This window comes from Mesobacillus sp. ABV4_180 (genome assembly GCF_056158485.1).
Window position 1 is genome coordinate 474,105 of record NZ_JBSWTJ010000001.1, and the last position, 20,857, is coordinate 494,961.

Annotated in this window: 23 protein-coding genes; 21 read left to right on the forward strand and 2 right to left on the reverse strand. The window is 45.9% G+C overall.

All coding sequences use genetic code 11. The features are described from left to right. Positions 1 to 32: 32 nt before the first annotated feature. A complete protein-coding gene (locus ACXAEA_RS02470) occupies positions 33 to 548 on the reverse strand; it encodes a DUF2529 domain-containing protein (protein WP_475094357.1) in 516 nt (171 codons plus the stop codon). 198 nt (positions 549 to 746) lie between these two features. On the opposite strand from ACXAEA_RS02470, the gene ACXAEA_RS02475 reads away from it, so the two are divergent. The 12 genes from ACXAEA_RS02475 (at position 747) to spoIIR (ending at position 12,248) form a co-directional block, all read left to right on the forward strand. Then, the gene (locus ACXAEA_RS02475; RefSeq protein ID WP_041964634.1) at positions 747 to 1,115 is read left to right on the forward strand and encodes a response regulator; all 369 of its coding nucleotides are present in this window, start codon (positions 747 to 749) and stop codon (positions 1,113 to 1,115) included. Positions 1,116 to 1,438: 323 nt separating this feature from the next. Further along, positions 1,439 to 2,296 (forward strand): class II fructose-bisphosphate aldolase, encoded by an 858-nt coding sequence (locus ACXAEA_RS02480; protein ID WP_475094358.1) that lies wholly within the window; start codon positions 1,439 to 1,441, stop codon positions 2,294 to 2,296. Between the two features lie 99 nt (positions 2,297 to 2,395). Further along, positions 2,396 to 3,043: a fructose-6-phosphate aldolase gene (gene fsa, locus ACXAEA_RS02485; protein WP_475094359.1), complete on the forward strand. Its 648-nt coding sequence runs from the start codon at positions 2,396 to 2,398 to the stop codon at positions 3,041 to 3,043. 367 nt (positions 3,044 to 3,410) lie between these two features. Continuing rightward, positions 3,411 to 4,697, forward strand: a complete 1,287-nt coding sequence (locus ACXAEA_RS02490; RefSeq protein ID WP_475094360.1) for a UDP-N-acetylglucosamine 1-carboxyvinyltransferase — start codon at positions 3,411 to 3,413, stop codon at positions 4,695 to 4,697. 234 nt (positions 4,698 to 4,931) lie between these two features. Beyond that, on the forward strand, positions 4,932 to 5,894 hold the full coding sequence (gene glpX, locus ACXAEA_RS02495) for a class II fructose-bisphosphatase (protein ID WP_475094361.1): 963 nt from the start codon (positions 4,932 to 4,934) through the stop codon (positions 5,892 to 5,894). Between the two features lie 351 nt (positions 5,895 to 6,245). Beyond that, positions 6,246 to 7,517 (forward strand): transcription termination factor Rho, encoded by a 1,272-nt coding sequence (rho, locus tag ACXAEA_RS02500; protein WP_475094362.1) that lies wholly within the window; start codon positions 6,246 to 6,248, stop codon positions 7,515 to 7,517. 154 nt (positions 7,518 to 7,671) lie between these two features. Then, entirely contained in the window at positions 7,672 to 7,881 is a 210-nt protein-coding gene (gene rpmE / locus ACXAEA_RS02505; RefSeq protein ID WP_041964628.1) for a 50S ribosomal protein L31, read from the forward strand. Between the two features lie 275 nt (positions 7,882 to 8,156). Further along, entirely contained in the window at positions 8,157 to 8,777 is a 621-nt protein-coding gene (locus ACXAEA_RS02510; RefSeq protein WP_475094363.1) for a thymidine kinase, read from the forward strand. Positions 8,778 to 8,877: 100 nt separating this feature from the next. Then, the gene (locus ACXAEA_RS02515) at positions 8,878 to 9,327 is read left to right on the forward strand and encodes a hypothetical protein (RefSeq protein WP_475094364.1); all 450 of its coding nucleotides are present in this window, start codon (positions 8,878 to 8,880) and stop codon (positions 9,325 to 9,327) included. A 187-nt stretch (positions 9,328 to 9,514) separates the two neighbouring features. Beyond that, the gene (prfA, locus tag ACXAEA_RS02520; protein WP_475094365.1) at positions 9,515 to 10,588 is read left to right on the forward strand and encodes a peptide chain release factor 1; all 1,074 of its coding nucleotides are present in this window, start codon (positions 9,515 to 9,517) and stop codon (positions 10,586 to 10,588) included. Further along, on the forward strand, positions 10,581 to 11,447 hold the full coding sequence (prmC, locus tag ACXAEA_RS02525) for a peptide chain release factor N(5)-glutamine methyltransferase (RefSeq protein ID WP_475094366.1): 867 nt from the start codon (positions 10,581 to 10,583) through the stop codon (positions 11,445 to 11,447). The genes prfA and prmC overlap by 8 nt, the downstream gene beginning before the upstream one ends. 93 nt (positions 11,448 to 11,540) lie before the next feature. Then, on the forward strand, positions 11,541 to 12,248 hold the full coding sequence (spoIIR, locus tag ACXAEA_RS02530) for a stage II sporulation protein R (RefSeq protein WP_475098045.1): 708 nt from the start codon (positions 11,541 to 11,543) through the stop codon (positions 12,246 to 12,248). A 236-nt stretch (positions 12,249 to 12,484) separates the two neighbouring features. On the opposite strand, the gene ACXAEA_RS02535 is transcribed toward spoIIR, so the two are convergent. Beyond that, the gene (locus ACXAEA_RS02535; protein WP_475094367.1) at positions 12,485 to 12,862 is read right to left on the reverse strand and encodes a globin domain-containing protein; all 378 of its coding nucleotides are present in this window, start codon (positions 12,860 to 12,862) and stop codon (positions 12,485 to 12,487) included. Between the two features lie 292 nt (positions 12,863 to 13,154). Between ACXAEA_RS02535 and ACXAEA_RS02540 the strand changes: the two genes are divergently transcribed. The 9 genes from ACXAEA_RS02540 (at position 13,155) to ACXAEA_RS02580 (ending at position 20,737) form a co-directional block, all read left to right on the forward strand. After that, positions 13,155 to 13,535, forward strand: a complete 381-nt coding sequence (locus tag ACXAEA_RS02540; RefSeq protein ID WP_475094368.1) for a KGG domain-containing protein — start codon at positions 13,155 to 13,157, stop codon at positions 13,533 to 13,535. A gap of 130 nt (positions 13,536 to 13,665) precedes the next feature. Continuing rightward, entirely contained in the window at positions 13,666 to 14,109 is a 444-nt protein-coding gene (locus ACXAEA_RS02545) for a GNAT family N-acetyltransferase (RefSeq protein ID WP_475094369.1), read from the forward strand. A gap of 153 nt (positions 14,110 to 14,262) precedes the next feature. Further along, on the forward strand, positions 14,263 to 15,312 hold the full coding sequence (locus ACXAEA_RS02550) for an L-threonylcarbamoyladenylate synthase (protein ID WP_475094370.1): 1,050 nt from the start codon (positions 14,263 to 14,265) through the stop codon (positions 15,310 to 15,312). Between the two features lie 127 nt (positions 15,313 to 15,439). Continuing rightward, positions 15,440 to 15,994 (forward strand): manganese efflux pump MntP, encoded by a 555-nt coding sequence (locus tag ACXAEA_RS02555; RefSeq protein ID WP_475094371.1) that lies wholly within the window; start codon positions 15,440 to 15,442, stop codon positions 15,992 to 15,994. Positions 15,995 to 16,366: 372 nt separating this feature from the next. Further along, positions 16,367 to 16,804, forward strand: a complete 438-nt coding sequence (locus ACXAEA_RS02560) for a low molecular weight protein arginine phosphatase (protein WP_475094372.1) — start codon at positions 16,367 to 16,369, stop codon at positions 16,802 to 16,804. A 42-nt stretch (positions 16,805 to 16,846) separates the two neighbouring features. Then, the gene (locus tag ACXAEA_RS02565; protein ID WP_475094373.1) at positions 16,847 to 18,142 is read left to right on the forward strand and encodes a methyl-accepting chemotaxis protein; all 1,296 of its coding nucleotides are present in this window, start codon (positions 16,847 to 16,849) and stop codon (positions 18,140 to 18,142) included. Positions 18,143 to 18,289: 147 nt separating this feature from the next. Further along, positions 18,290 to 18,730: a ribose 5-phosphate isomerase B gene (gene rpiB, locus ACXAEA_RS02570; RefSeq protein ID WP_475094374.1), complete on the forward strand. Its 441-nt coding sequence runs from the start codon at positions 18,290 to 18,292 to the stop codon at positions 18,728 to 18,730. Then, positions 18,731 to 19,351 (forward strand): TIGR01440 family protein, encoded by a 621-nt coding sequence (locus ACXAEA_RS02575; RefSeq protein WP_475094375.1) that lies wholly within the window; start codon positions 18,731 to 18,733, stop codon positions 19,349 to 19,351. Positions 19,352 to 19,495: 144 nt separating this feature from the next. Further along, complete coding sequence (locus ACXAEA_RS02580) at positions 19,496 to 20,737, forward strand: serine hydroxymethyltransferase (RefSeq protein WP_475094376.1); 1,242 nt, start codon at positions 19,496 to 19,498, stop codon at positions 20,735 to 20,737. Positions 20,738 to 20,857: the final 120 nt, after the last annotated feature.

Consider the following 20,857-nt stretch of genomic DNA (forward strand, 5'->3'; position numbering starts at 1 on the left):
AGTTACTTATTAAGATGCCAGAGGAAATCCGGTTAGTACTCCTCAAGAATTTCATCAATCGTGAATTTCAGGCCGAAGTAAACAAACAGCGCCGCCATTGAAGCGGGGTATCCGAATCGATTTCCCATGTCGTCGGGAAGAAGTCCCTTCTTGATCCGCAAATCAATGTGGACATCGGAAAGAGTTTGCAACCCTTCCGCTTCGTCGCGGACAGTGGATATCGCCACAAAGTGAATTCCTTTTCCCTGTAAATGACGGGCAACTTCGACAGCCTCTTCATCATCTGCATAACGGCTGACTATTAATACCCGATCAGCGGGTTCCAACTCTGTTTCCTCAGTGAAAATCGCAGCAGATTGCATTGGTTCCTCGCCATATACTGCTTCAAGGGCGACAGCCTGCATTTCACTTTTTCCATAAATATAAATCTTACCTTCTCCAACAGCAGCCTGAGCAAGCAGGCGTGCGGCATCTTCCATCGAAAACTCTTCTTTTTCCTGCAGCCTGTTGAACAATCCGGTTAACTGTGTCGAAAACATTTTTAACATAAAAGCACCTCCGTCTTTGCCATTATTGATTATAAAGTACTACAATGAGAGAGTAAAAGCATCTGTCGAAAAATAACTTTGGAAATATGGCAGGAATTTCAAGGATTTAAACGAATTATGTAAATGGGGATTAGGCGGAGACGTTTCCTGGACAAAAACATTCATCATTTACTATTTTATTTAGGGGGAAGAGGCGGCATGAAAGAAAAAATACTAATTGTTGACGACCAGTTTGGCATCAGAATTCTACTAAACGAAGTGCTGCAAAAAGAAGGTTATCAAACGTATCAGGCTGCAAATGGCGTCCAGGCCCTGGATATCGTTAAAAAGCATCCACCGGATCTGGTGCTATTGGACATGAAAATCCCTGGTATGGATGGAATTGAAATTTTAAAAAGAATGAAAGTGATCGATCCGGACATCCGTGTCATCATCATGACCGCTTATGGCGAACTTGATATGATCCAGGAAGCAATGGACCTCGGTGCGCTTACCCATTTCGCAAAACCATTCGACATCGATGACATCCGGGCAGCCGTAAAAAAATACTCGCAAACCGTTTCATAAGAAATTCATACAGATTACATAGAAATGTCCTCTCGATTCTTTCGGAGGGCTTTTCCTTTTAAAAAAGCAAGGAAAAACCGAGTTTACAGAGTAGTAAAACTATTGGTAGCGCTTGCTTTATAGCGATTTTATGACACTTGCAAAAACAAGGGTAGAACAATGGCAATTCTGATTTTCTTTTGGTATGATACTTATGAATTCCACAGGATCATTTCGTTTTGATGAATGCCTTCTCGGGTACATAATCAAAAGCAGAGAGGGAAAACCTTTAAAATGGTAGCATAGTCAAAAAGAAGATTGATCATAACGAAGGAGGAAAAATAATGCCTTTAGTTTCAATGACTGAAATGCTGAAAAAAGCGAATGCGGAAGGCTACGCTGTTGGGCAATTTAACTTAAATAACCTTGAATTTACACAAGCGATCCTTCAGGCTGCAGAAGCTGAGAAATCACCAGTAATCCTTGGTGTTTCTGAAGGGGCTGCACGTTACATGGGCGGCTTCAAAACGGTTGTGAAAATGGTAGAAGGTTTGTTGGAGGACTATAAAATTACAGTTCCTGTCGCAATTCACCTAGACCATGGTTCAAGCTTCGAAAAATGTAAAGAAGCAATCGATGCAGGTTTCACATCTGTAATGATTGATGCTTCTCACGGTCCTTTCGAAGAAAACGTTGAAATCACTTCTAAAGTGGTTGAATACGCTCACTCAAAAGGTGTTTCTGTTGAAGCTGAACTAGGAGTTGTTGGCGGACAGGAAGATGACGTCGTTGCAGACGGAGTCATCTATGCTGATCCTAAAGAGTGTGAAGAACTTGTTCAGCGCACTGGCATCGACTGCCTTGCTCCTGCACTGGGATCTGTTCACGGCCCTTACAAAGGCGAACCGAACCTTGGCTTCAAAGAAATGGAAGAAATCAACAAGACTGCAGGCGTACCATTAGTGCTGCACGGCGGTACTGGTATCCCAACAAAAGATATCCAGAAGTCCATTTCTTTCGGAACTGCTAAGATCAACGTTAACACGGAAAACCAAATTGCATCTGCAAAAGTCGTGCGCCAGGTATTGGCTGAAAAGCCTAACGAGTACGATCCACGTAAATACCTTGGACCAGCTCGCGACGCAATCAAAGAAACTGTAATCGGCAAAATGCGCGAATTCGGTTCTTCTAACAAAGCGTAAAAGCAATAAATTTTTGTTATAATTAAAACCGCCTTAACCAAGGCGGTTTTTATCCATTTTAATAAGATTGAAAATTTTGTCGAGTGGAGGCGTTTACAAATGAAGTTTTTTATCGATACTGCGAATATGGAAGAAATTCGCGAGGCATACACATTAGGGATTTTATCAGGTGTCACTACAAATCCATCCCTCGTAGCAAAAGAAAAGAATGTGAAGTTTGAAGATCGCTTGAAAGAAATCACGGAGCTAGTACCTGGTTCTGTCAGTGCCGAAGTTATCGCACTTGATGCAGAAGGCATGATCAAGGAAGGAAAAGAACTTGCGGCAATCGCTCCGAACATTACAATTAAAGTTCCAATGACACCAGAAGGCTTGAAGGCTGTCTCTGTTTTCTCAAAAGAAGGAATCAAGACAAATGTAACATTGGTGTTCAGCGCGAACCAGGCATTGCTAGCTGCCAGAGCAGGAGCTACATATGTTTCCCCATTCCTTGGACGCCTGGATGACATCGGCCACAATGGACTGGACCTAATTTCAACCATTGCTGAAATCTTCACCATCCACGGAATCGAAACAGAAATCATCGCCGCTTCCATCCGCCACCCACAGCACGTGACAGATGCAGCATTAAGAGGCGCGCACATCGCAACAGTACCATACAAAGTCATCCAGCAAATGTTCAGCCACCCGCTGACAGACAAAGGAATCGAAGCATTCCTGAAAGACTGGGAATCACGCGGGCAATAATTTTAAAAATTGTCCAGCTGCGGCGCCTAGCCCCTCGAGGTCGCTTCGGTCCGCCCAATGAAGTCAAAGAACGACTTCACTGGCCGGACCTCCAGCGCTTGTCGGGGCTGACCAAGGCGTCTCCGCTTTTCGGTTAGGAACTTTCACCCAATTTTAACTTTTTTGCATTTTATTACATGAAATTGGGAATATCGTGTAAACTAGAGGAATAGAAAACTCCCGGAATCTGACTTTATTTGTTGGAAAAATATACCTATTCAGTTCCGGTGAAATCCAAATCAAAGAAGAGCCTATATCGGTCTTAGCTGTACATTGTTTGCATCTCCAGCTTGACCATGAGACATCACGGCTTAGAAGGGAGTCAAAAATGGAAAAGCTTAAGATTGCAGGCGGTTATCCATTAAAAGGAACTGTTAGGGTCAGCGGCGCGAAGAATAGTGCAGTTGCCTTGATCCCCGCAACGATTTTAGCTGAATCGCCTGTAACCATAGAAGGTTTGCCGGATATTTCCGATGTTCATATGCTGAAGGATTTGATGGAGGAAATCGGCGGTTCGGTTGAATTCTCAAACAATGAAATGACGGTTGATCCGTCTTCCATGATTTCCATGCCTTTGCCGAATGGAAAAGTGAAAAAGCTGCGAGCTTCATATTATCTGATGGGAGCGATGCTCGGCCGTTTCAAGAAGGCGGTTATCGGACTGCCGGGCGGCTGCCACTTAGGGCCAAGGCCGATTGACCAGCATATTAAAGGATTCGAGGCGCTTGGTGCAAGCGTGACGAATGAACAGGGTGCGATTTACCTGCGCGCGGATGAACTGCGGGGTGCCCGGATTTATCTGGATGTCGTGAGCGTTGGTGCAACGATCAATATCATGCTTGCCGCTGTCCGTGCTAAGGGACGTACCATCATTGAGAATGCGGCTAAAGAGCCGGAAATCATTGATGTAGCGACATTGCTCACCAATATGGGTGCGAAAATCAAAGGTGCAGGGACGGATGTCATCAGGATCGATGGTGTGGACGAGCTTCACGGCTGCCGTCATACGATTATCCCTGACCGCATCGAGGCTGGAACATACCTGATTCTTGGTGCCGCAATCGGGGACGGTGTGACGATCGACAACGTTATTCCACAGCATATTGAGTCGCTTGTGGCCAAGTTAAAAGAAATGGGTGCTCATATAGAAGCAAGTGACGAGCAAATTTACGTCGGCCCAGCTGAAAAATATAAAGCGGTCGATATAAAAACACTTGTGTATCCTGGATTCCCCACGGATCTGCAGCAGCCTTTCACTGCGCTGCTCACAAAGGCGGAGGGCTCAAGTGTCGTGACGGATACAATTTACGGTGCTAGATTTAAGCATATTGACGAGCTGAGAAGAATGAATGCCAATATAAAGGTTGAAGGAAGATCGGCGATCATCAGCGGCCCTGTCAAGCTGCAGGGTGCAAAAGTGAAGGCGAGCGATCTTCGTGCCGGAGCAGCGCTTGTCATTGCTGGTCTTATGGCTGAAGGAGTCACTGAGATCACAGGTGTAGACCACATCGATCGCGGCTACAGCCATATCGTTGATAAGCTGAATGGACTTGGTGCGACAATCTGGCGTGAAGATATGACCTCGGAAGAACAAGAAGAGGTAAAAAAATCATAAAAAGTATAGTACAATATAGATGTGCAATACAAAAAATAGTCCTAATGCCTATCGAAATGTGAAAAAGTATAGCACATTCACTTCGCAATAAAGACGCCATATCTTCCTGTACAATTCTGACGGCAAAAGACCAGCTCGGATATCTGGAGGCGGCGTCTTTTGAATGGAGTATTTGCTGCTGAAGCTAAACATTTTCACTAGGCATTAGCACTTTTATGATTAGGGGAGAAACCGATGGAACGTAGCTTAACGATGGAGCTTGTCCGTGTGACTGAGGCGGCTGCACTTGCTTCAGCCCGCTGGATGGGACGCGGTAAAAAAGACGAAGCTGATGATGCTGCAACTTCGGCGATGAGAGATGTTTTTGACACCATCCCGATGAAGGGTACAGTCGTGATCGGCGAAGGGGAAATGGATGAAGCGCCGATGCTGTATATCGGAGAAAAGCTTGGGACAGGCTATGGCCCGCGCGTTGATGTGGCAGTCGATCCTTTAGAGGGAACGAATATCGTAGCGTCAGGCGGCTGGAATGCACTTGCCGTTCTTGCAGTGGCAGACAACGGCAACTTGCTTCATGCTCCAGACATGTATATGGATAAACTTGCGGTTGGACCCGAAGCAGTGGGAATGGTGGATATCAATGCATCAGTCCTTGATAACCTGAAGGCAGTCGCAAAAGCGAAAAACAAGGATATTGAAGATGTCGTGGCAACTGTATTGAACCGCCCTCGCCATGAGCATATCATTGCCCAGCTTCGTGAGGCAGGAGCAAGGATCAAGCTGATCAACGATGGAGATGTCGCTGGCGCAATCAACACGGCGTTTGATTTTACAGGCGTGGACATCCTGTTTGGTTCAGGCGGAGCACCAGAAGGCGTTATTGCTGCAGTAGCATTGAAAAGCCTGGGAGGGGAAATCCAGGGTAAGTTGCTGCCGCAAAACGATGCTGAACTTGAGCGCTGCATAAAGATGGGCATCGATGTGAACAAAATCCTTCTAATGGAAGATTTTGTCCGCGGTGATGATGCCATTTTCGCTGCCACAGGTGTTACTGATGGCGAATTGCTGAAGGGAGTCCAGTTCAAAGGCTCTTACGGCTCAACCCACTCAGTCGTCATGCGCGCAAAATCAGGCACAGTCCGCTTTATCGAAGGTCAGCACAGCCTGAAGAAAAAGCCTCATTTGGTTATGAAATAAGAATATTTTTTTATCACGAACTGCAAACCCTTACAAATAAGCTCCCTTCACCGCATTCTATAGGTGAAGGGAGCTGACTAAGAAAATGATTGATTATTTTTCCTGTTTAAGGGTAAAATGAAAATTGCTTTACAAGGCTCATTTACGAAACTGCTATACATCATGAATTTTACATTCTTAGTTATAAATTTTTTCTCGAAAAGAGCCCAAAGATTTCATGAACGAAACCTTCATTAAACTCTTCTTACATCCTTCAAAGGAAACTCATTTCTTCTTTTTCCATCCATACGCTGAAATTCTAATACATTTTTTCATGGGGGAAATCGAAATATTTTAAGGCGTGGTGACATTATGGAAGTAAATATTTCAAGCTTAGAAAATATGAAATTAAAAGAGCTTTATGAACTGGCGAAAGAATATAAAGTCTCTTACTACAGCAAGTTGTCGAAAAAAGAACTTATTTTTGCCATTTTGAAAGCTCGTGCCGAACAGCAGGGTTATTTTTTCATGGAAGGTGTCCTGGAAATCATCCAGTCGGAGGGTTTCGGTTTCCTCCGTCCGATCAATTACTCACCGAGCTCCGAGGATATCTACATCTCAGCTTCACAGATTCGCCGCTTTGATTTGAGGAACGGTGATAAAGTATCGGGTAAGGTCCGTCCTCCTAAGGAAAATGAGCGCTATTTCGGCTTGCTTCAGGTTGAGGCTGTCAATGGTGATGACCCTGAATCGGCAAAGGAAAGAGTCCACTTCCCTGGTTTGACGCCATTATACCCAGACCGCCAGATGAAGCTGGAGACTACGCACAACAAAGTTTCCACTAGAATCATGGATGTCCTCGCACCTGTCGGCTTCGGGCAGCGTGGATTGATCGTCGCTCCGCCTAAGGCTGGTAAAACGATGCTGATCAAAGAAATTGCTAACAGCATCACAACGAATCATCCGGATGCAGAACTAATCGTACTTTTGATCGATGAGCGTCCGGAAGAGGTAACGGATATTGAACGTTCAGTTGCCGGGGATGTTGTCAGCTCAACGTTTGATGAAGTGCCTGAAAACCACATCAAGGTAGCAGAGCTTGTTCTTGAGCGTGCAATGCGCCTTGTTGAGCACAAACGCGACGTTATCATCCTGATGGATAGCATCACTCGTCTTGCACGTGCCTACAACCTTGTCATTCCGCCAAGCGGACGTACCCTTTCAGGTGGTATCGACCCTGCGGCATTCCACCGTCCGAAGCGCTTTTTCGGTGCGGCGCGTAACATCGAAGAAGGCGGCAGCTTGACGATCCTTGCGACGGCGCTTGTGGATACAGGGTCCCGCATGGATGATGTTATTTATGAGGAGTTCAAAGGGACGGGTAATATGGAGCTTCACCTTGACCGTTCACTTGCAGAAAGAAGGATCTTCCCGGCGATCGACATCCGCAGATCCGGAACGCGAAAAGAAGAATTGCTTATTCCGAAAGACCATCTGGACAAGCTGTGGGCCATCCGCAAATCGATGTCCGATTCGCCTGATTTCGCTGAGAAATTCCTGCGCAAGCTAAGGCAGTCCAAGTCGAATGAAGATTTCTTTGCGGTCCTTGGCGAGGAAATGAAGGGCAATACAAAGCGCTCTTAATTTACTTTTTATGGCAGGTAAAACAAGCTTGAAAAAAGTAAAGGTACTTGTTATACTGAGTACAGTGTGTTTTTACAAAAACGGTATGAACTAGGTTCGCCGTTGATTATAACTCTGTTTCGGATATGATTCAGGGCGGAAGGAGATGAAAAGAATGAAATCAGGAATTCATCCAAACTACAAAACAGTTAAGGTGACTTGCGCATGCGGAAACGAATTCGAAACTGGTTCTGTTAAGAACGAGATTCGCGTTGAAACTTGCTCTGAGTGCCACCCATTCTATACTGGACGTCAAAAGTTTGCTGAAGCTGGCGGACGTGTTGACCGCTTCAACAAGAAATACGGTCTTAAAAACAACCAGTAATATAAGAAATGATAAAACAGGCAAGAAGCTTTGTGACTTGCCTGTTTTTTATTGTCTATAATTCCATGTACTTTGGGGTACATATATATAAAAATTTAATTTTGCCAACTTAATTTTTCTGTCTGGATTCGGCGCCATTTTTTGTTATAATGGAAAAAGCTGAAAAAAAGTGTCGAACTTTTAACCAGGCTTTTTTCGTACCTTTATGGCAGGAAAGAGCCGTAAAATTACGAAAAAAGCTTATATTTTTTTTATCGAGGAAGGAGAGGCCGACCATGTACGTTATGAAACAAAGCGGTTGGATCGAATTGATCTGCGGCAGCATGTTTTCCGGCAAATCGGAAGAACTGATCCGCCGCGTGCGCAGAACGCAATTTGCCAAGCAAAAAATTGCTGTCTTCAAGCCTGCGATTGATAACCGCTACAGCGAGGAATCGGTTGTATCACACAACGGAACTGCAGTTACTGCAAAGCCTATTGCCAACTCTACTGATATTTTCAAGCATATCAACCCAGATATCGATGTGATTGCCATCGATGAAGTCCAGTTTTTTGACAATGAAATCCTCCAGGTTGTCCAGCACCTGGCAGACAGCGGATACCGCGTCATCGTTGCCGGTCTTGACCAGGATTTCCGCGGCGAGCCATTCGGCCAGATGCCTGCGTTGATGGCTGTTGCTGAAATTGTGACCAAGCTCCAGGCTGTATGTGCCGTTTGCGGATCGCCATCAAGCCGTACACAGCGTTTGATCAACGACAAGCCGGCCTCTTATGATGATCCCGTTATCCTCGTAGGTGCGTCTGAAGCATACGAGCCACGCTGCAGGCATCATCACGAAGTACCGAAATCACCAAACGAGCTGAAAATCGAGAAAACGACAGAAAGCTTAACATAAATGAAGAAATCCTCCCTGTTTGGGGGGATTTTTTTGCTTTTTTCGTGGATGCATGGTACCGGGCAGAGGAGGGCAAGCTAACAGCGGGAGGTGCCATAATTTGAAAAAAATAATGATGCTGATGATGTTAGCTTTGATTATGGTTACTGGATGTGTCCAGGACAACGATGAATCAACCTATGACAAAAATCAGGACCAGGCTGGCCTGGACTTGACGACAGAAGATGATGGTGTCCGTCACGGTGATGGCCCTAATTTCGCGAGGGACCAGGATGATGGCATGACGATGACCGACCAGAACCCGAATTTATTGAATACCGATAATGAGAACCATCATAGTTTTTCCCAGGATGTCCAAAAAGCGAAGGACGTCATTTCTGAGGCAGGCTATGAGCCGGGTTCAATCTGGATCAACGGCGGAGAGTTGAACGTGACAGCTCAGCTTGAAGGCCGTGTAACCAGAAAAGACCGTGAAAATGCCGAAAAGACATTGCGAAGCAAGCTGGCCAAAGCTTTGCCGCGCTATGACATCAATGTAGATATTGAGTAGCACTTTTGTATCATCGAAGCATGCTCGGCCAGGGGCATGCTTTTTCCAATTGAAACCTCTCTAGCATAATGGCTTTGACTGAGGATAGCACCTATACTATAATTAGAATGTTATGCTATGCAATTTTACATGAAAATGAACTTTTCTAATCCATATGCTAAGGATATAAAAATAGAGGTGAATGTCCGTGTTTGATCGTCTTCAAGCTGTTGAGGATCGTTATGAAAGATTGAATGAGCTATTGAGTGACCCGGAAATTGTCAATGATTCGAAGAAACTCCGCGAGTTTTCCAAGGAGCAGTCTGACATCCAGGAAACGGTCATGGCTTACCGTGAATATAAGGAAGTTAAGGAACAACTGACAGATGCGAAAGCGATGTTAGAGGATAAGCTTGATGCTGACATGCGTGAAATGGTAAAAGAGGAAATCTCCGAGCTTGAGCCGCGCATTGAAGAGCTTGAAGCGCGCATCAAAATTCTCCTGATCCCGAAAGACCCTAATGATGACAAGAACGTAATCATGGAAATCCGCGGTGCTGCGGGAGGAGATGAAGCGGCATTGTTTGCCGGCGACCTTTACCGTATGTACAGTCGTTATGCGGAATCCCAGGGCTGGAAAACTGAAGTCATCGATGCGAGCACGACTGGTGTTGGCGGCTTTAAGGAAATCATTTTCATGATCAACGGAAATGGTGCTTATTCCAAGATGAAGTTCGAAAATGGAGCACACCGCGTACAGCGTGTCCCAGAGACAGAATCAGGCGGCCGGATCCATACATCAACTGCGACGGTTGCATGCCTTCCGGAAGCTGAAGAAGTGGAAATCGAGCTGCATGATAAAGACATCCGCTTTGACGCATTTGCATCAAGTGGTGCTGGCGGACAGTCTGTTAACACGACAATGTCAGCTGTACGTCTGACGCATATTCCAACAGGAATTGTCGTATCGTGCCAGGATGAAAAATCACAGCACAAAAATAAAGACAAGGCGATGAAGGTACTTCGTGCCCGCGTCTATGATAAATTCCAGCAGGAAGCACAGGCTGAATACGACCAGGTTCGTAAATCTGCCGTAGGTACAGGCGACCGTTCTGAACGGATCCGTACGTACAACTTCCCGCAAAACCGTGTGACCGACCACCGCATCGGCCTGACAATCCAGAAGCTTGACCAGATCCTTCAGGGCAAGCTAAATGAAATCATTGAAGCTCTTATTATGGAAGACCAGTCTCAAAGACTTGAGAGTGCAAACAATGAGTAATGTGAAAATGTTTGAAGCCCTCAATTGGGCTTCTTCTTTTTTAAAAGAACATAATCGCGAAGAATTTGCCGGCGAGCTTCTGCTGCGCCATTTTGCCGGTCTTTCGCGCACTTCGATGCTGATGATGATGCGTGATGATTTGGATGAAGGAGTATGGATGGAGTTCCAGGCAGCGGTAAAAAAGCATGCGGCTGGTGAGCCGATACAATATATCATGGGCTCAGAAGAGTTTTACGGCCGGCGTTTTCAGGTGAATGAGCATGTGTTGATTCCCCGTCCAGAAACGGAAGAGCTTGTTTACGGCACGATTCAGCGTCTGGAACAGCTTTTCCCAGAGAGAGCGCAAATTGAACTTGTCGATGTCGGGACGGGCAGCGGTGCGATTTCGGTTACGTTGAAGCTTGAAAAGCCAGAATTGAACATGACCGCGATCGATCTTTCTGAAGAAGCCCTCGGTGTTGCCCGTAAAAATGCCAGCCAATTAGGGGCAGAAATTGAGTTTGTCCATGGAGACCTTTTGCAGCCGCTCATTGCACATGGAAAAAAAGTCGATGCTGTCATATCGAATCCGCCATATATTCCGGTTGGCGACCAGGCATGGATGTCAGACATCGTGACCGAGCATGAGCCCCATATGGCGCTTTTTGCAGGAGAAGATGGACTGGACCTTTACCGCCGCTTTATGGAAGAGCTGCCGCTTGTTTTAAAAGAAAAAGCCCTGGTTGGCTTTGAAATTGGTGCCGGGCAGGGAGAAGCCGTACGCGCACTGCTGGAAAGAACCTTCCCGAGTGCTAAGGTTGAGGTTGTTTTTGATATAAACGGCAAGGACCGGTTGGTGTTTGCTGAGTTGGACTCCTGATTATAAAGGGGTCCAATTTTTTTCAAAATTACTAGTTTAAGAATCTATCAATCTGTCCACACTGTGACTAGTGAAGGGGCGGTGCGAGAAATGATGATGAAAAAATCAGCAGCTTTATTATACATACTCTTATTATGTGCAGGTACGATTATAAGTTTATATACACCGAAAAACGAAGTGACAGCACAGGAAGCGATGGTCATTCCGAACGAAGCGATCCGGCTGAGGATCCTCGCAGAAAGTGATTTGGAAAAGGACCAGGAAATCAAGCGCCTTGTCCGCGATGAAGTGAACAAGGAAATCACCAAATGGGTCAAGGACCTGACTTCGATTGACGCCGCAAGAAACCTGATCAAATCGAAGTTGCCTGAAATCCAGGCCATCGCAGAAAAAGTCGTAGCAGAACAAGGATCGACGCAATCAGTAAAAACAGAGTTTGATAAAGTACAGTTTCCTACTAAACTATACGGCCTGTTCCTCTATCCAGCAGGTGAATACGAGGCAATTCTCATTACCCTGGGTGAAGGAGAAGGAGCAAACTGGTGGTGCGTCCTGTATCCGCCGCTATGCTTCCTCGATTTTTCAAACGGTGAAGCAACAAGTGAAGGCTTCGATGAGAACGACAGCAAAGGTGATGTAAAAGCAGACGCTGAAGACGAAGCTGAAGATGCAGATGCCGAGAAGGGTAAGGATAAAAAAGAAGCTAAAAAAAGCAAGAAACCAGTCTATGAATCCGGCGAGGAAGAAGAAGTAGAAGTCACTTTCTTCCTGGTTGAAATTTGGAACAGGATATTTGGATAAACAAAGGCCCCTGCGCAGTTTGCAGGGGCCTTTTTATCACTTGAAGATCACAAGTAGGAAGTTATATCAGCCGGTATTAGAAGATATCGACCACTTTTTATAAAATATCGACCACATTTTGAAATATATCAGCGGATTTTCAACTATATCGACCACATCTTCGAAAATATCGACCACATTTCCGAATATATCGACCACTTTTGCAATTATATCGACCAACTTGAAAAATTCCTATCTCACTGGCTATTAATCATGATAGGCGCAATCTGGCTCAGGCGCTCGAACAATGCTTTTCCTCCCTCTGTTTGGATCAAACCTGTTTCGGACAGCGTTTCGTTCATCAGCTTCAGCCAGGCTTGTGCCCGTTCAGGAGTAATTTCAAAAGGCATATGTCTTGCCCTCATATTGGGTGGTCCAAATTCCTCACTGTAAAGCGGACCGCCGCCTGTCAATTGCGTTAGGAACATCCACTGTTTCCTTTTAATCTCATTTATATCGCCTTCGAATAAAGGACTGAGCAACTCGTTTTCATACACCTTTGGATAAAACGTATCAACGATCTTTCGGATTGCTTCGTCTCCGCCGATCCGTTCGTAAATAGTTTGAATCTCCATACCGTTTCCCCCTTTGCTGAAAAAGGATTTCATTTCATTTATTATAACCATCCGCAGCAAGTAAGATAGTGACCTAAATCACTCAATGATGAATTTTTCACTATTAACAGATAGGAAACTATTTTAAGAAATACATGGAAGCAGTGGCAAAACTTCTGTGAGAATTTCCAAAAATATTACAAGGTTTGAACAAGCAAATTACATTCTCTTAAATCCAGTTTTAAAGAAGAGCATGCCGGATATTCAAGAGAGTGTAACATCAAAACTAAGATTTTCAAGGAGGATGAGTAAGATGGCTAAGAACAATAATAATGGTAAGATGTCACGTGAAGAACGAGGACGCATGGGCGGCGAGGCAACAAGCCAGAACCATGGAAGCGACTTCTATCAGGAAATCGGCCGTAAAGGCGGAGAAGCAACTTCGAACAATCACGACAAAGACTTTTATCAGGAAATTGGCCGCAAAGGCGGAGAGGCTACTGCTGAAAGCCATGACAGCGAATTCTACCAGGAAATCGGACGCAAGGGTGGCGAAGCAACATCTCAAAGCCATGACAAGGACTTCTACCAGGAGATCGGCCGCAAAGGCGGAGAAGCGACTTCAGGTAATCATGACCGAAGCTTCTATGAGGAAATAGGACGTAAAGGCGGAAATTCTCGCAACAACGACTGATAAACAGGCTAAATAAAAATCAAGCCAACAAATGCACGGCAGCGATCATCATGCTGCCGTGCCTTTTTTGGTTCTACTTCCGCAATTCTCTCATATCTTTTACTAGAATCTAAATTTTGAGGTGAAAGATATGACGTGGAAAATCAGAAGTGCAAATAGAGAGGACCTGCCGAAGCTTGAGGCATTTTTAACAGAGGCGGGAGTGAGCCCGGAAGGATTAAATGATTCAATTGAAAATTTCTCGCTTATGGAAAACCAGTCAGGAGATTTAAAAGCTTGCCTTGGTGTGGAGCCTGTGGATAGAGCTGGATTGCTTCGTTCTTTCGTCGTCTCGCCGCAAATCGCCCAGCCGGATTTAATGCTTCTATTTAAACGGGCATTTCTGACCGCGAAAAATCAGGAGCTCGAAGCATTATATCTTGTGACCAATAAAATGAGTGCGGTGTCTTTTTTCAGCAGCTTAGGATTTGAGATGGTGAACCAATCTGATCTTCCAGCATCTCTTTTGGAAAAAAGTCATTTAAAACAAGTACTGACTGTGGATAACTCTGCAATTATGAAAATTATTCTGTGAATTGTGGATTAATCCACAAAGTTATCCACTGATTCCTTAAAATTATACACAATTTGTGGATAAAAACTTGTGTTCGCCTTCTTCTTCTTTTATACTTTCATAGAAATAGACTTGTATAGCGAAAGAAGACCCAGAATTAAAAGGTGGATGTACATGGATACACAAATGTGGACAGTGGATAAGAATGTGGATAATTTAAAAACATATCCACAAATCAGCGAAGCTGCACAAAATCTTAAACAAAATGAAGTCGTCGCTTTTCCGACAGAAACGGTTTACGGCCTTGGCGGCAACGCGGAAAGCGATGAAGCCGTTTTGAAAATATTCGAAGCAAAAGGAAGACCTGGGGATAACCCGTTGATCATTCATATTGCAAATCGTGAGCAGATTCATTCCTTTGTAAAAGAAATACCTGAAAAGGCAGCGTTATTGATGGATGCTTTCTGGCCAGGACCGCTGACGATCATTCTCGAAAAGAAGGACGGCGCGCTTTCAGAAAAAGCAACGGCTGGACTCTCAACGGTTGCTGTCAGGATGCCCGACCATCCAGTTGCATTAGCGCTGATTGAAGCAAGTGGACTGCCGCTTGCAGCACCGAGCGCAAATTTGTCAGGCAAGCCAAGCCCAACGACCGCGTCGCATGTTGCTGACGATTTAACAGGCAGGATTGCCGGAATCGTCGATGGCGGCGCGACCGGAGTCGGCCTTGAATCCACAGTCGTCGATTGCACTGGTGATATTCCGGCTATTTTAAGGCCAGGCGGAGTGACAAAAGAACAGCTGGAAGCGGTTGTCGGCGAGGTAACGGTCGATCCAGCGCTGAAAGATGCTGAACAGGCGCCGAAATCCCCCGGCATGAAATACCGCCATTATGCTCCAGATGCTCCCTTTTACCTTGTGAAAGGAACGAGAGAGGAAATTCAGGAACTGGTGAATGAAAAGCGAATCGAAGGCTTGAAGGTTGGCGTGATGACAACGAAGGAAAACGAACATTTCTATGATGCACATGCTGTTATTGCCTGCGGGGAAAGAAATAGGCTGGAAACAGTCGCCGAAGCACTCTACGATACGTTGCGAACCTTCAATCGGAAGGACCTCGATATCATTTTCGGCGAAATCTTCCCGGAAGAAGGCGTCGGCCAGGCAATCATGAACCGCCTCTCCAAGGCATCGGGGTTGCCGGTTATTGAAAAAGAAAGCTGAGTGAGAGAAGCGCTTCGGATTTTCGAGGCGCTTTCTTTTTCAGCTTGCGAAAAACCTGATCCATCCATGCTTCTAAATCCCTTTGGACGTGCATATGCTGAATTAGCAAGTCCGAGGGGGCGAAGACATGGCAGCAATGGCCGGTGAATTAATCACTCTGATTTTGATGGCATTCGCATTAGGAATGGATGCATTTTCCGTGGGTCTCGGAATGGGCATGTTCAGGCTGACCAAAAGGCATATATTTAAAATTGGCGTCACGATTGGTTTATTCCATGTTTGGATGCCTTTGCTTGGAATGGTAGCTGGCCGATTTTTGTCCGAGCAGTTCGGGGCGATTGCCGGGTATATTGGGGGATTACTCTTGATTTTGCTCGGTGTCCAGATGATCTGGGCCAGCTTTAAGGAAGATGAGACAAGTCTGATCACTCCGGTTGGCAAGGGGTTATTTATTTTTGCCCTGAGCGTCAGCCTTGATAGTTTTTCGGTAGGTCTCACGCTTGGAATATACGGGGCAAGGACTCTGCTTGTGCTGACTTGTTTTGGTGTCGCGGCAATGGTCCTTACATGGGCAGGCCTCCTGGTGGGGAGAAGAGTGCAGGGTTGGCTCGGTACATACAGTGAAGCATTGGGCGGCAGCATTTTGCTCGCTTTCGGAATCAAACTCCTGCTTCCTCTATAAAACTTTTTCATGCACCTGTTAAGCAGGTGTATTTTTTTATAAAATAAGAAAATATAAGTTTACTTCGAGAAATGTCCAGCTCCAGCGCCTAGCCCCTCGAGACGCTTGTCTAGTTTCGCCTCCTAGAAACTCCGAAACTTCAACTCCGCCGGCAGAAGCAAACAACGCTTCTTTGTCGGAGTCTCCAGTTTCTGCGTTTCTGGGCAGTCGGCTACACTTTTCGATTTCGGTCCTGCCAATGAAGTCAAAGAACGACTTCACTGTCAGGCCCTCCAGCGCTTGTCGGGGCTGACCAAGGCGCTTACGCTTTTCTTATCAATCTACCAAAGATTATCTTATAATGGATAAAAGCACTCACAGGGGGAGAAAAGCATGGCGAACATCCTATTTGTCTGCACCGGAAATACATGCCGCAGCCCGATGGCGGAAGCGATTTTGAAAAGCAAGCAGCTTCTCGGGGTCGAAGTGAAATCGGCAGGAGTGTATGCTCCGAATGGTGCTGAAGCTTCAGTCAACGCAAAAATCGTGCTCAGGGAAAACAACATCAGCCATGATCATCGCTCCACAACTTTGACAAAGGCAGACATCGACTGGGCCACATTGGTCCTGACGATGACGCAAAGCCATAAAGCGCTGATTTTGAGCCAGCATACAGGTGCGGCTGATAAAACTTTTACATTGAAAGAGTTTGCCGAAGTGAAGGGAAATCCGGATGTAGCAGATCCTTTCGGCGGAAATGAACAAATCTACCGCGAAGCTTTTAAAGAAATTCAAGAAAGTATCGAAAGAATCGTGGATAAAATCCGATAATACCTTTAAGGAGTTTTTATTACTTTTTCAGGGGGATTATCAGTGGGGTCTAAACGCAGCTACAAAATGGGATTAAGAAAGAAAATGGTTTTGCTGACGACTGTGTTGGCAATCATTACTTATTCAACAAGCGCATTTTTCATTTATTTCCTTCATCCTATCGTCCAAAAATTCATTGAAGTTGAATCAGTCGTCTATACGGCAGCCGTTCTTGGAATGGGGATTTTCTGGTCCGGCTTCCTTGCGTATATGGCAGCAGGCCTGATCATCAAGCCGCTGCAAAAGCTTGAGCAATCAGCGTTAAGAGCGGCACAGGGGGAAATTGGCGAGGATGCAGAGGTTTCCAAATCGGATGACGAAATCCGCTCACTTGGACTTGCCTTCAATAATATGCTGGCTAACTTGCGTGAAATGGTCAGCCAGATTGATGCGAATTTCAAAGAGACGAATGAAAAAGTCATTCAGATTTCCGGACAGTCAGCAGCAGCCTCCGAGCAGGCATCGATCATCTCAACGACTATTAAGGAAATTGCTGCCGGGGCCGACTCTTCTGCATTATCAACACAAAGCACGGCAGAGTCAGTAGATGAAGTCATCCGGATTGCTGAAGATGTCCAGGAAAAAGCGCGGACATCCGAATCGATTTCCGTGGAAATGGTAAAAGACTTGCAGGAATCAAAGAATGCCATCCACTCATTGATTTCCGGTATCGAGAGACTTGCCAATGACAATCGCGAATCGCTTGGCACGGTGAAACGTCTGGAAGAAAACGCGACAAAAGTCGAACAAATCATCCAACTGGTGGGCGATATCGCGGCACAAACGAATTTGCTTGCTTTGAACGCTTCAATTGAGGCAGCAAGAGCTGGTGAACATGGAAAAGGATTCGCTGTCGTTGCAGAGGAAGTCAGGAAGCTCGCTGACCAGAGTGCGGGTGCTGTCCAGGGCATCTCTGAGCTGATCCAAAACATTCAGACTGAAGTCCAGAATGTCGTCGGCCAAATTAGCAGACAGGTTGAAACGGCCAATGGCGAGGCGAAAAAAGGTGAGAAGACGAACCAGGTCATCGATGAAATGACGAAAACCATCCACGAGATGGCCGAGGTCATCCATACGATTACCGGACTCGTTGAAACACAAATGGAAACAATCCAGCACACCTCCACACAGTCACAGGAAATGGCGGCAATCTCAGAAGAAACCTCAGCCGGAGCTCTAAGCGTCGCATCAGCAGCTGAGCAGCAGGCAGAAGTCATCGGCAATGTCGAGGAGTTAGCTGTGGAACTGAAGACTCAAGCGGAAAAATTAAAAAAGACGATCACGAAGTTTTCTCTATAACATGGAACCACAGCTGATGCTGTGGTTTTTTATTTTGATGAAGACATTGTAAACTGACCCGATTTCTTTATAAAATCGAACGAATATGAGAAAATAACGATAGAATTGATCGCCCCGCACGCCGGGAACACATAGGAGGATTTTACAATGAGAGTTGCAATTGCTTCAGACCATGGCGGAGTGAATATCCGCGAAGAAATTAAGAACTTGATGGACGAAATGAATATCCAATACGAGGATTTCGGCTGCGAATGCGGTACTTCCGTGGATTATCCAGACTATGCGCTTCCGGTTGCTGAAAAAGTGGCGAACGGTGAGTTTGATAAAGGGATCCTCATTTGTGGTACAGGAATCGGTATGAGCATTGCTGCGAATAAGGTAAAAGGAATCCGCTGTGCCTTGGTTCATGATGTATTCAGTGCAAAGGCTACACGCCAGCATAATGACAGCAACGTCCTTGCGATGGGCGAGCGCGTCATCGGAGCGGGACTTGCCCGGGAAATTGCGGCAGCATGGCTGTCTACTGAATTCGAAGGCGGCCGTCACGAGAACCGTGTCGGAAAAATTAAAGAATACGAGAATAAATAAATGACAGCAGGCTGGATAACTTATTCCAGCCTTTTTCAAAAGGAGGCGTCTACGCTGGCAATCGAACAATGGGAAGCAGAATTGAACTTGATACTGACTGATTTTGATGAACAGGTCCAATTGAAAAAAGGTCAAATCCTGGTGATAGGATGCAGCACGAGTGAAATTATTGGCCGGCGGATCGGAACTGCTGGGACAGAGGAAGTTGCCGAAATGGTATTCAGGCAGCTTCGGGAACTGCAGGCGAAGACAGGCGTCAAGCTGGCATTCCAATGCTGTGAGCATTTGAACCGGGCGATCGTCGTCGAGCGGGAAACGGCTAAACAAAAGCAGCTGGATGAAGTCACAGTGATCCCGGTCAGGAACGCTGGCGGGGCAATGGCTGCTTATGCCTTTCAAAACCTTGAGGATGCTGTGGTCGTAGAATTCATCAAAGCTGACGCCGGAATCGACATTGGCGACACATTGATTGGCATGCAGATGAAGCATGTTGCCGTCCCGGTTCGTGTACCGCAAAAAAGCATCGGACATGCCCACGTTACGCTCGCGAAAACAAGGCCAAAGCTGATCGGCGGCGCCCGGGCGGTTTATGAGCAGAAGAAGGAAAATGAGTCCTGTTAGTAGGATATTTGTGAAGGGGAAGCCATGCTATTTTTCAGCACTACTTTTCCCCTTCGTCCTTTCCTTTCGAGAGAATATCGGCTAAAATAAGAATGAATTTTCTAATAACGGAATCTAGCAATACATATCAGAGGGGGAACTCAAGTGAAGCACTTGTCACAGCAGGACAGCCAGGTTTACGCATCAATCCAGGATGAATTAAAGCGCCAGCGCACGAAAATCGAATTGATTGCATCAGAGAACTTTGTCAGCGAGGCAGTCATGGAAGCGCAGGGGTCTGTACTTACCAATAAATATGCAGAAGGCTATCCAGGCCGCCGCTATTATGGCGGGTGTGAATATGTCGATGTTGCGGAAAATATTGCCCGTGACCGCGCGAAGGAAATATTCGGTGCAGAGCACGTGAACGTCCAGCCGCACTCAGGAGCACAAGCGAATATGGCTGTTTATTTTACAATCCTTGAACAGGGCGATACTGTCCTCGGGATGAACCTGTCTCATGGCGGACACCTGACGCACGGCAGCCCGGTCAACTTCAGCGGCATCCAGTATAACTTTGTAGAGTACGGTGTCGATGAAGAGACACATGTCATCAACTATGATGTCGTTCTTGAAAAAGCGCGTGAGCATAAGCCGAAACTGATCGTTGCCGGTGCAAGTGCCTATCCAAGAGCAATCGACTTCAAGCGTTTCCGTGAAATCGCAGATGAAGTTGGCTCGTATTTGATGGTCGATATGGCCCACATCGCGGGATTGGTCGCAGCCGGCCTGCACCAGAATCCGGTTCCTTACGCTGACTTTGTTACGACGACTACTCATAAAACACTTCGCGGACCGCGCGGCGGAATGATCCTCTGCAAAGAAGAATTCGCGAAGAAAATCGATAAATCCATCTTCCCTGGCATCCAGGGCGGGCCGCTTATGCACGTCATCGCTGCAAAAGCAGTAGCTTTCGGCGAAGCGCTTCAGGATTCTTTTAAAGAATACGCTGAAAATATCATCTCGAACGCAAGCCGCCTTGCAGAAGGATTGAAAAAAGAAGGGATCGACCTCGTTTCTGACGGAACCGACAACCATTTATTGCTTGTTGACCTGCGCTCACTCGGCTTAACCGGGAAAGTGGCCGAAAAAGTACTGGATGATATCGGAATCACCGTAAATAAAAACACAATCCCGTTCGATCCTGAAAGCCCATTCGTAACAAGCGGGATCCGCATCGGTACAGCTGCCGTCACAAGCCGCGGCTTCGGTCATGCAGAAATGGACGAAATCGCATCAATGATCGCCTTCACATTAAAAAATCACGAAGACGAAGCCAAGCTTGAAGAAGCCAAAAAACGCGTCGAAGATTTAACCAGCAAATTTGAATTATATCCAGAGCGTTAAGAGCAGACGGAATTTCACCGAGAAATCAGACAGCGGTCCTCATCGAATGGGGGCCGTTTTTTCTGGAAAAAATCTATAGTCTGAAGCGGTTGCTTGTGGAAAGGTTTTTCTGTAAAATTA

Excerpts from the sequence above, each read along its gene's own strand:
- ACXAEA_RS02470 (WP_475094357.1), bottom strand. The coding sequence starts at position 548 with ATGTTAAAAATGTTTTCGACACAGTTAACCGGATTGTTCAACAGGCTG.
- ACXAEA_RS02475 (WP_041964634.1), top strand. The coding sequence starts at position 747 with ATGAAAGAAAAAATACTAATTGTTGACGACCAGTTTGGCATCAGAATT.
- ACXAEA_RS02480 (WP_475094358.1), top strand. The coding sequence starts at position 1,439 with ATGCCTTTAGTTTCAATGACTGAAATGCTGAAAAAAGCGAATGCGGAA.
- fsa (WP_475094359.1), top strand. The coding sequence starts at position 2,396 with ATGAAGTTTTTTATCGATACTGCGAATATGGAAGAAATTCGCGAGGCA.
- ACXAEA_RS02490 (WP_475094360.1), top strand. The coding sequence starts at position 3,411 with ATGGAAAAGCTTAAGATTGCAGGCGGTTATCCATTAAAAGGAACTGTT.
- glpX (WP_475094361.1), top strand. The coding sequence starts at position 4,932 with ATGGAACGTAGCTTAACGATGGAGCTTGTCCGTGTGACTGAGGCGGCT.
- rho (WP_475094362.1), top strand. The coding sequence starts at position 6,246 with ATGGAAGTAAATATTTCAAGCTTAGAAAATATGAAATTAAAAGAGCTT.
- rpmE (WP_041964628.1), top strand. The coding sequence starts at position 7,672 with ATGAAATCAGGAATTCATCCAAACTACAAAACAGTTAAGGTGACTTGC.
- ACXAEA_RS02510 (WP_475094363.1), top strand. The coding sequence starts at position 8,157 with ATGTACGTTATGAAACAAAGCGGTTGGATCGAATTGATCTGCGGCAGC.
- prmC (WP_475094366.1), top strand. The coding sequence starts at position 10,581 with ATGAGTAATGTGAAAATGTTTGAAGCCCTCAATTGGGCTTCTTCTTTT.
- spoIIR (WP_475098045.1), top strand. The coding sequence starts at position 11,541 with ATGATGAAAAAATCAGCAGCTTTATTATACATACTCTTATTATGTGCA.
- ACXAEA_RS02535 (WP_475094367.1), bottom strand. The coding sequence starts at position 12,862 with ATGGAGATTCAAACTATTTACGAACGGATCGGCGGAGACGAAGCAATC.
- ACXAEA_RS02540 (WP_475094368.1), top strand. The coding sequence starts at position 13,155 with ATGGCTAAGAACAATAATAATGGTAAGATGTCACGTGAAGAACGAGGA.
- ACXAEA_RS02545 (WP_475094369.1), top strand. The coding sequence starts at position 13,666 with ATGACGTGGAAAATCAGAAGTGCAAATAGAGAGGACCTGCCGAAGCTT.
- ACXAEA_RS02550 (WP_475094370.1), top strand. The coding sequence starts at position 14,263 with ATGGATACACAAATGTGGACAGTGGATAAGAATGTGGATAATTTAAAA.
- ACXAEA_RS02555 (WP_475094371.1), top strand. The coding sequence starts at position 15,440 with ATGGCAGCAATGGCCGGTGAATTAATCACTCTGATTTTGATGGCATTC.
- ACXAEA_RS02560 (WP_475094372.1), top strand. The coding sequence starts at position 16,367 with ATGGCGAACATCCTATTTGTCTGCACCGGAAATACATGCCGCAGCCCG.
- rpiB (WP_475094374.1), top strand. The coding sequence starts at position 18,290 with ATGAGAGTTGCAATTGCTTCAGACCATGGCGGAGTGAATATCCGCGAA.
- ACXAEA_RS02575 (WP_475094375.1), top strand. The coding sequence starts at position 18,731 with ATGACAGCAGGCTGGATAACTTATTCCAGCCTTTTTCAAAAGGAGGCG.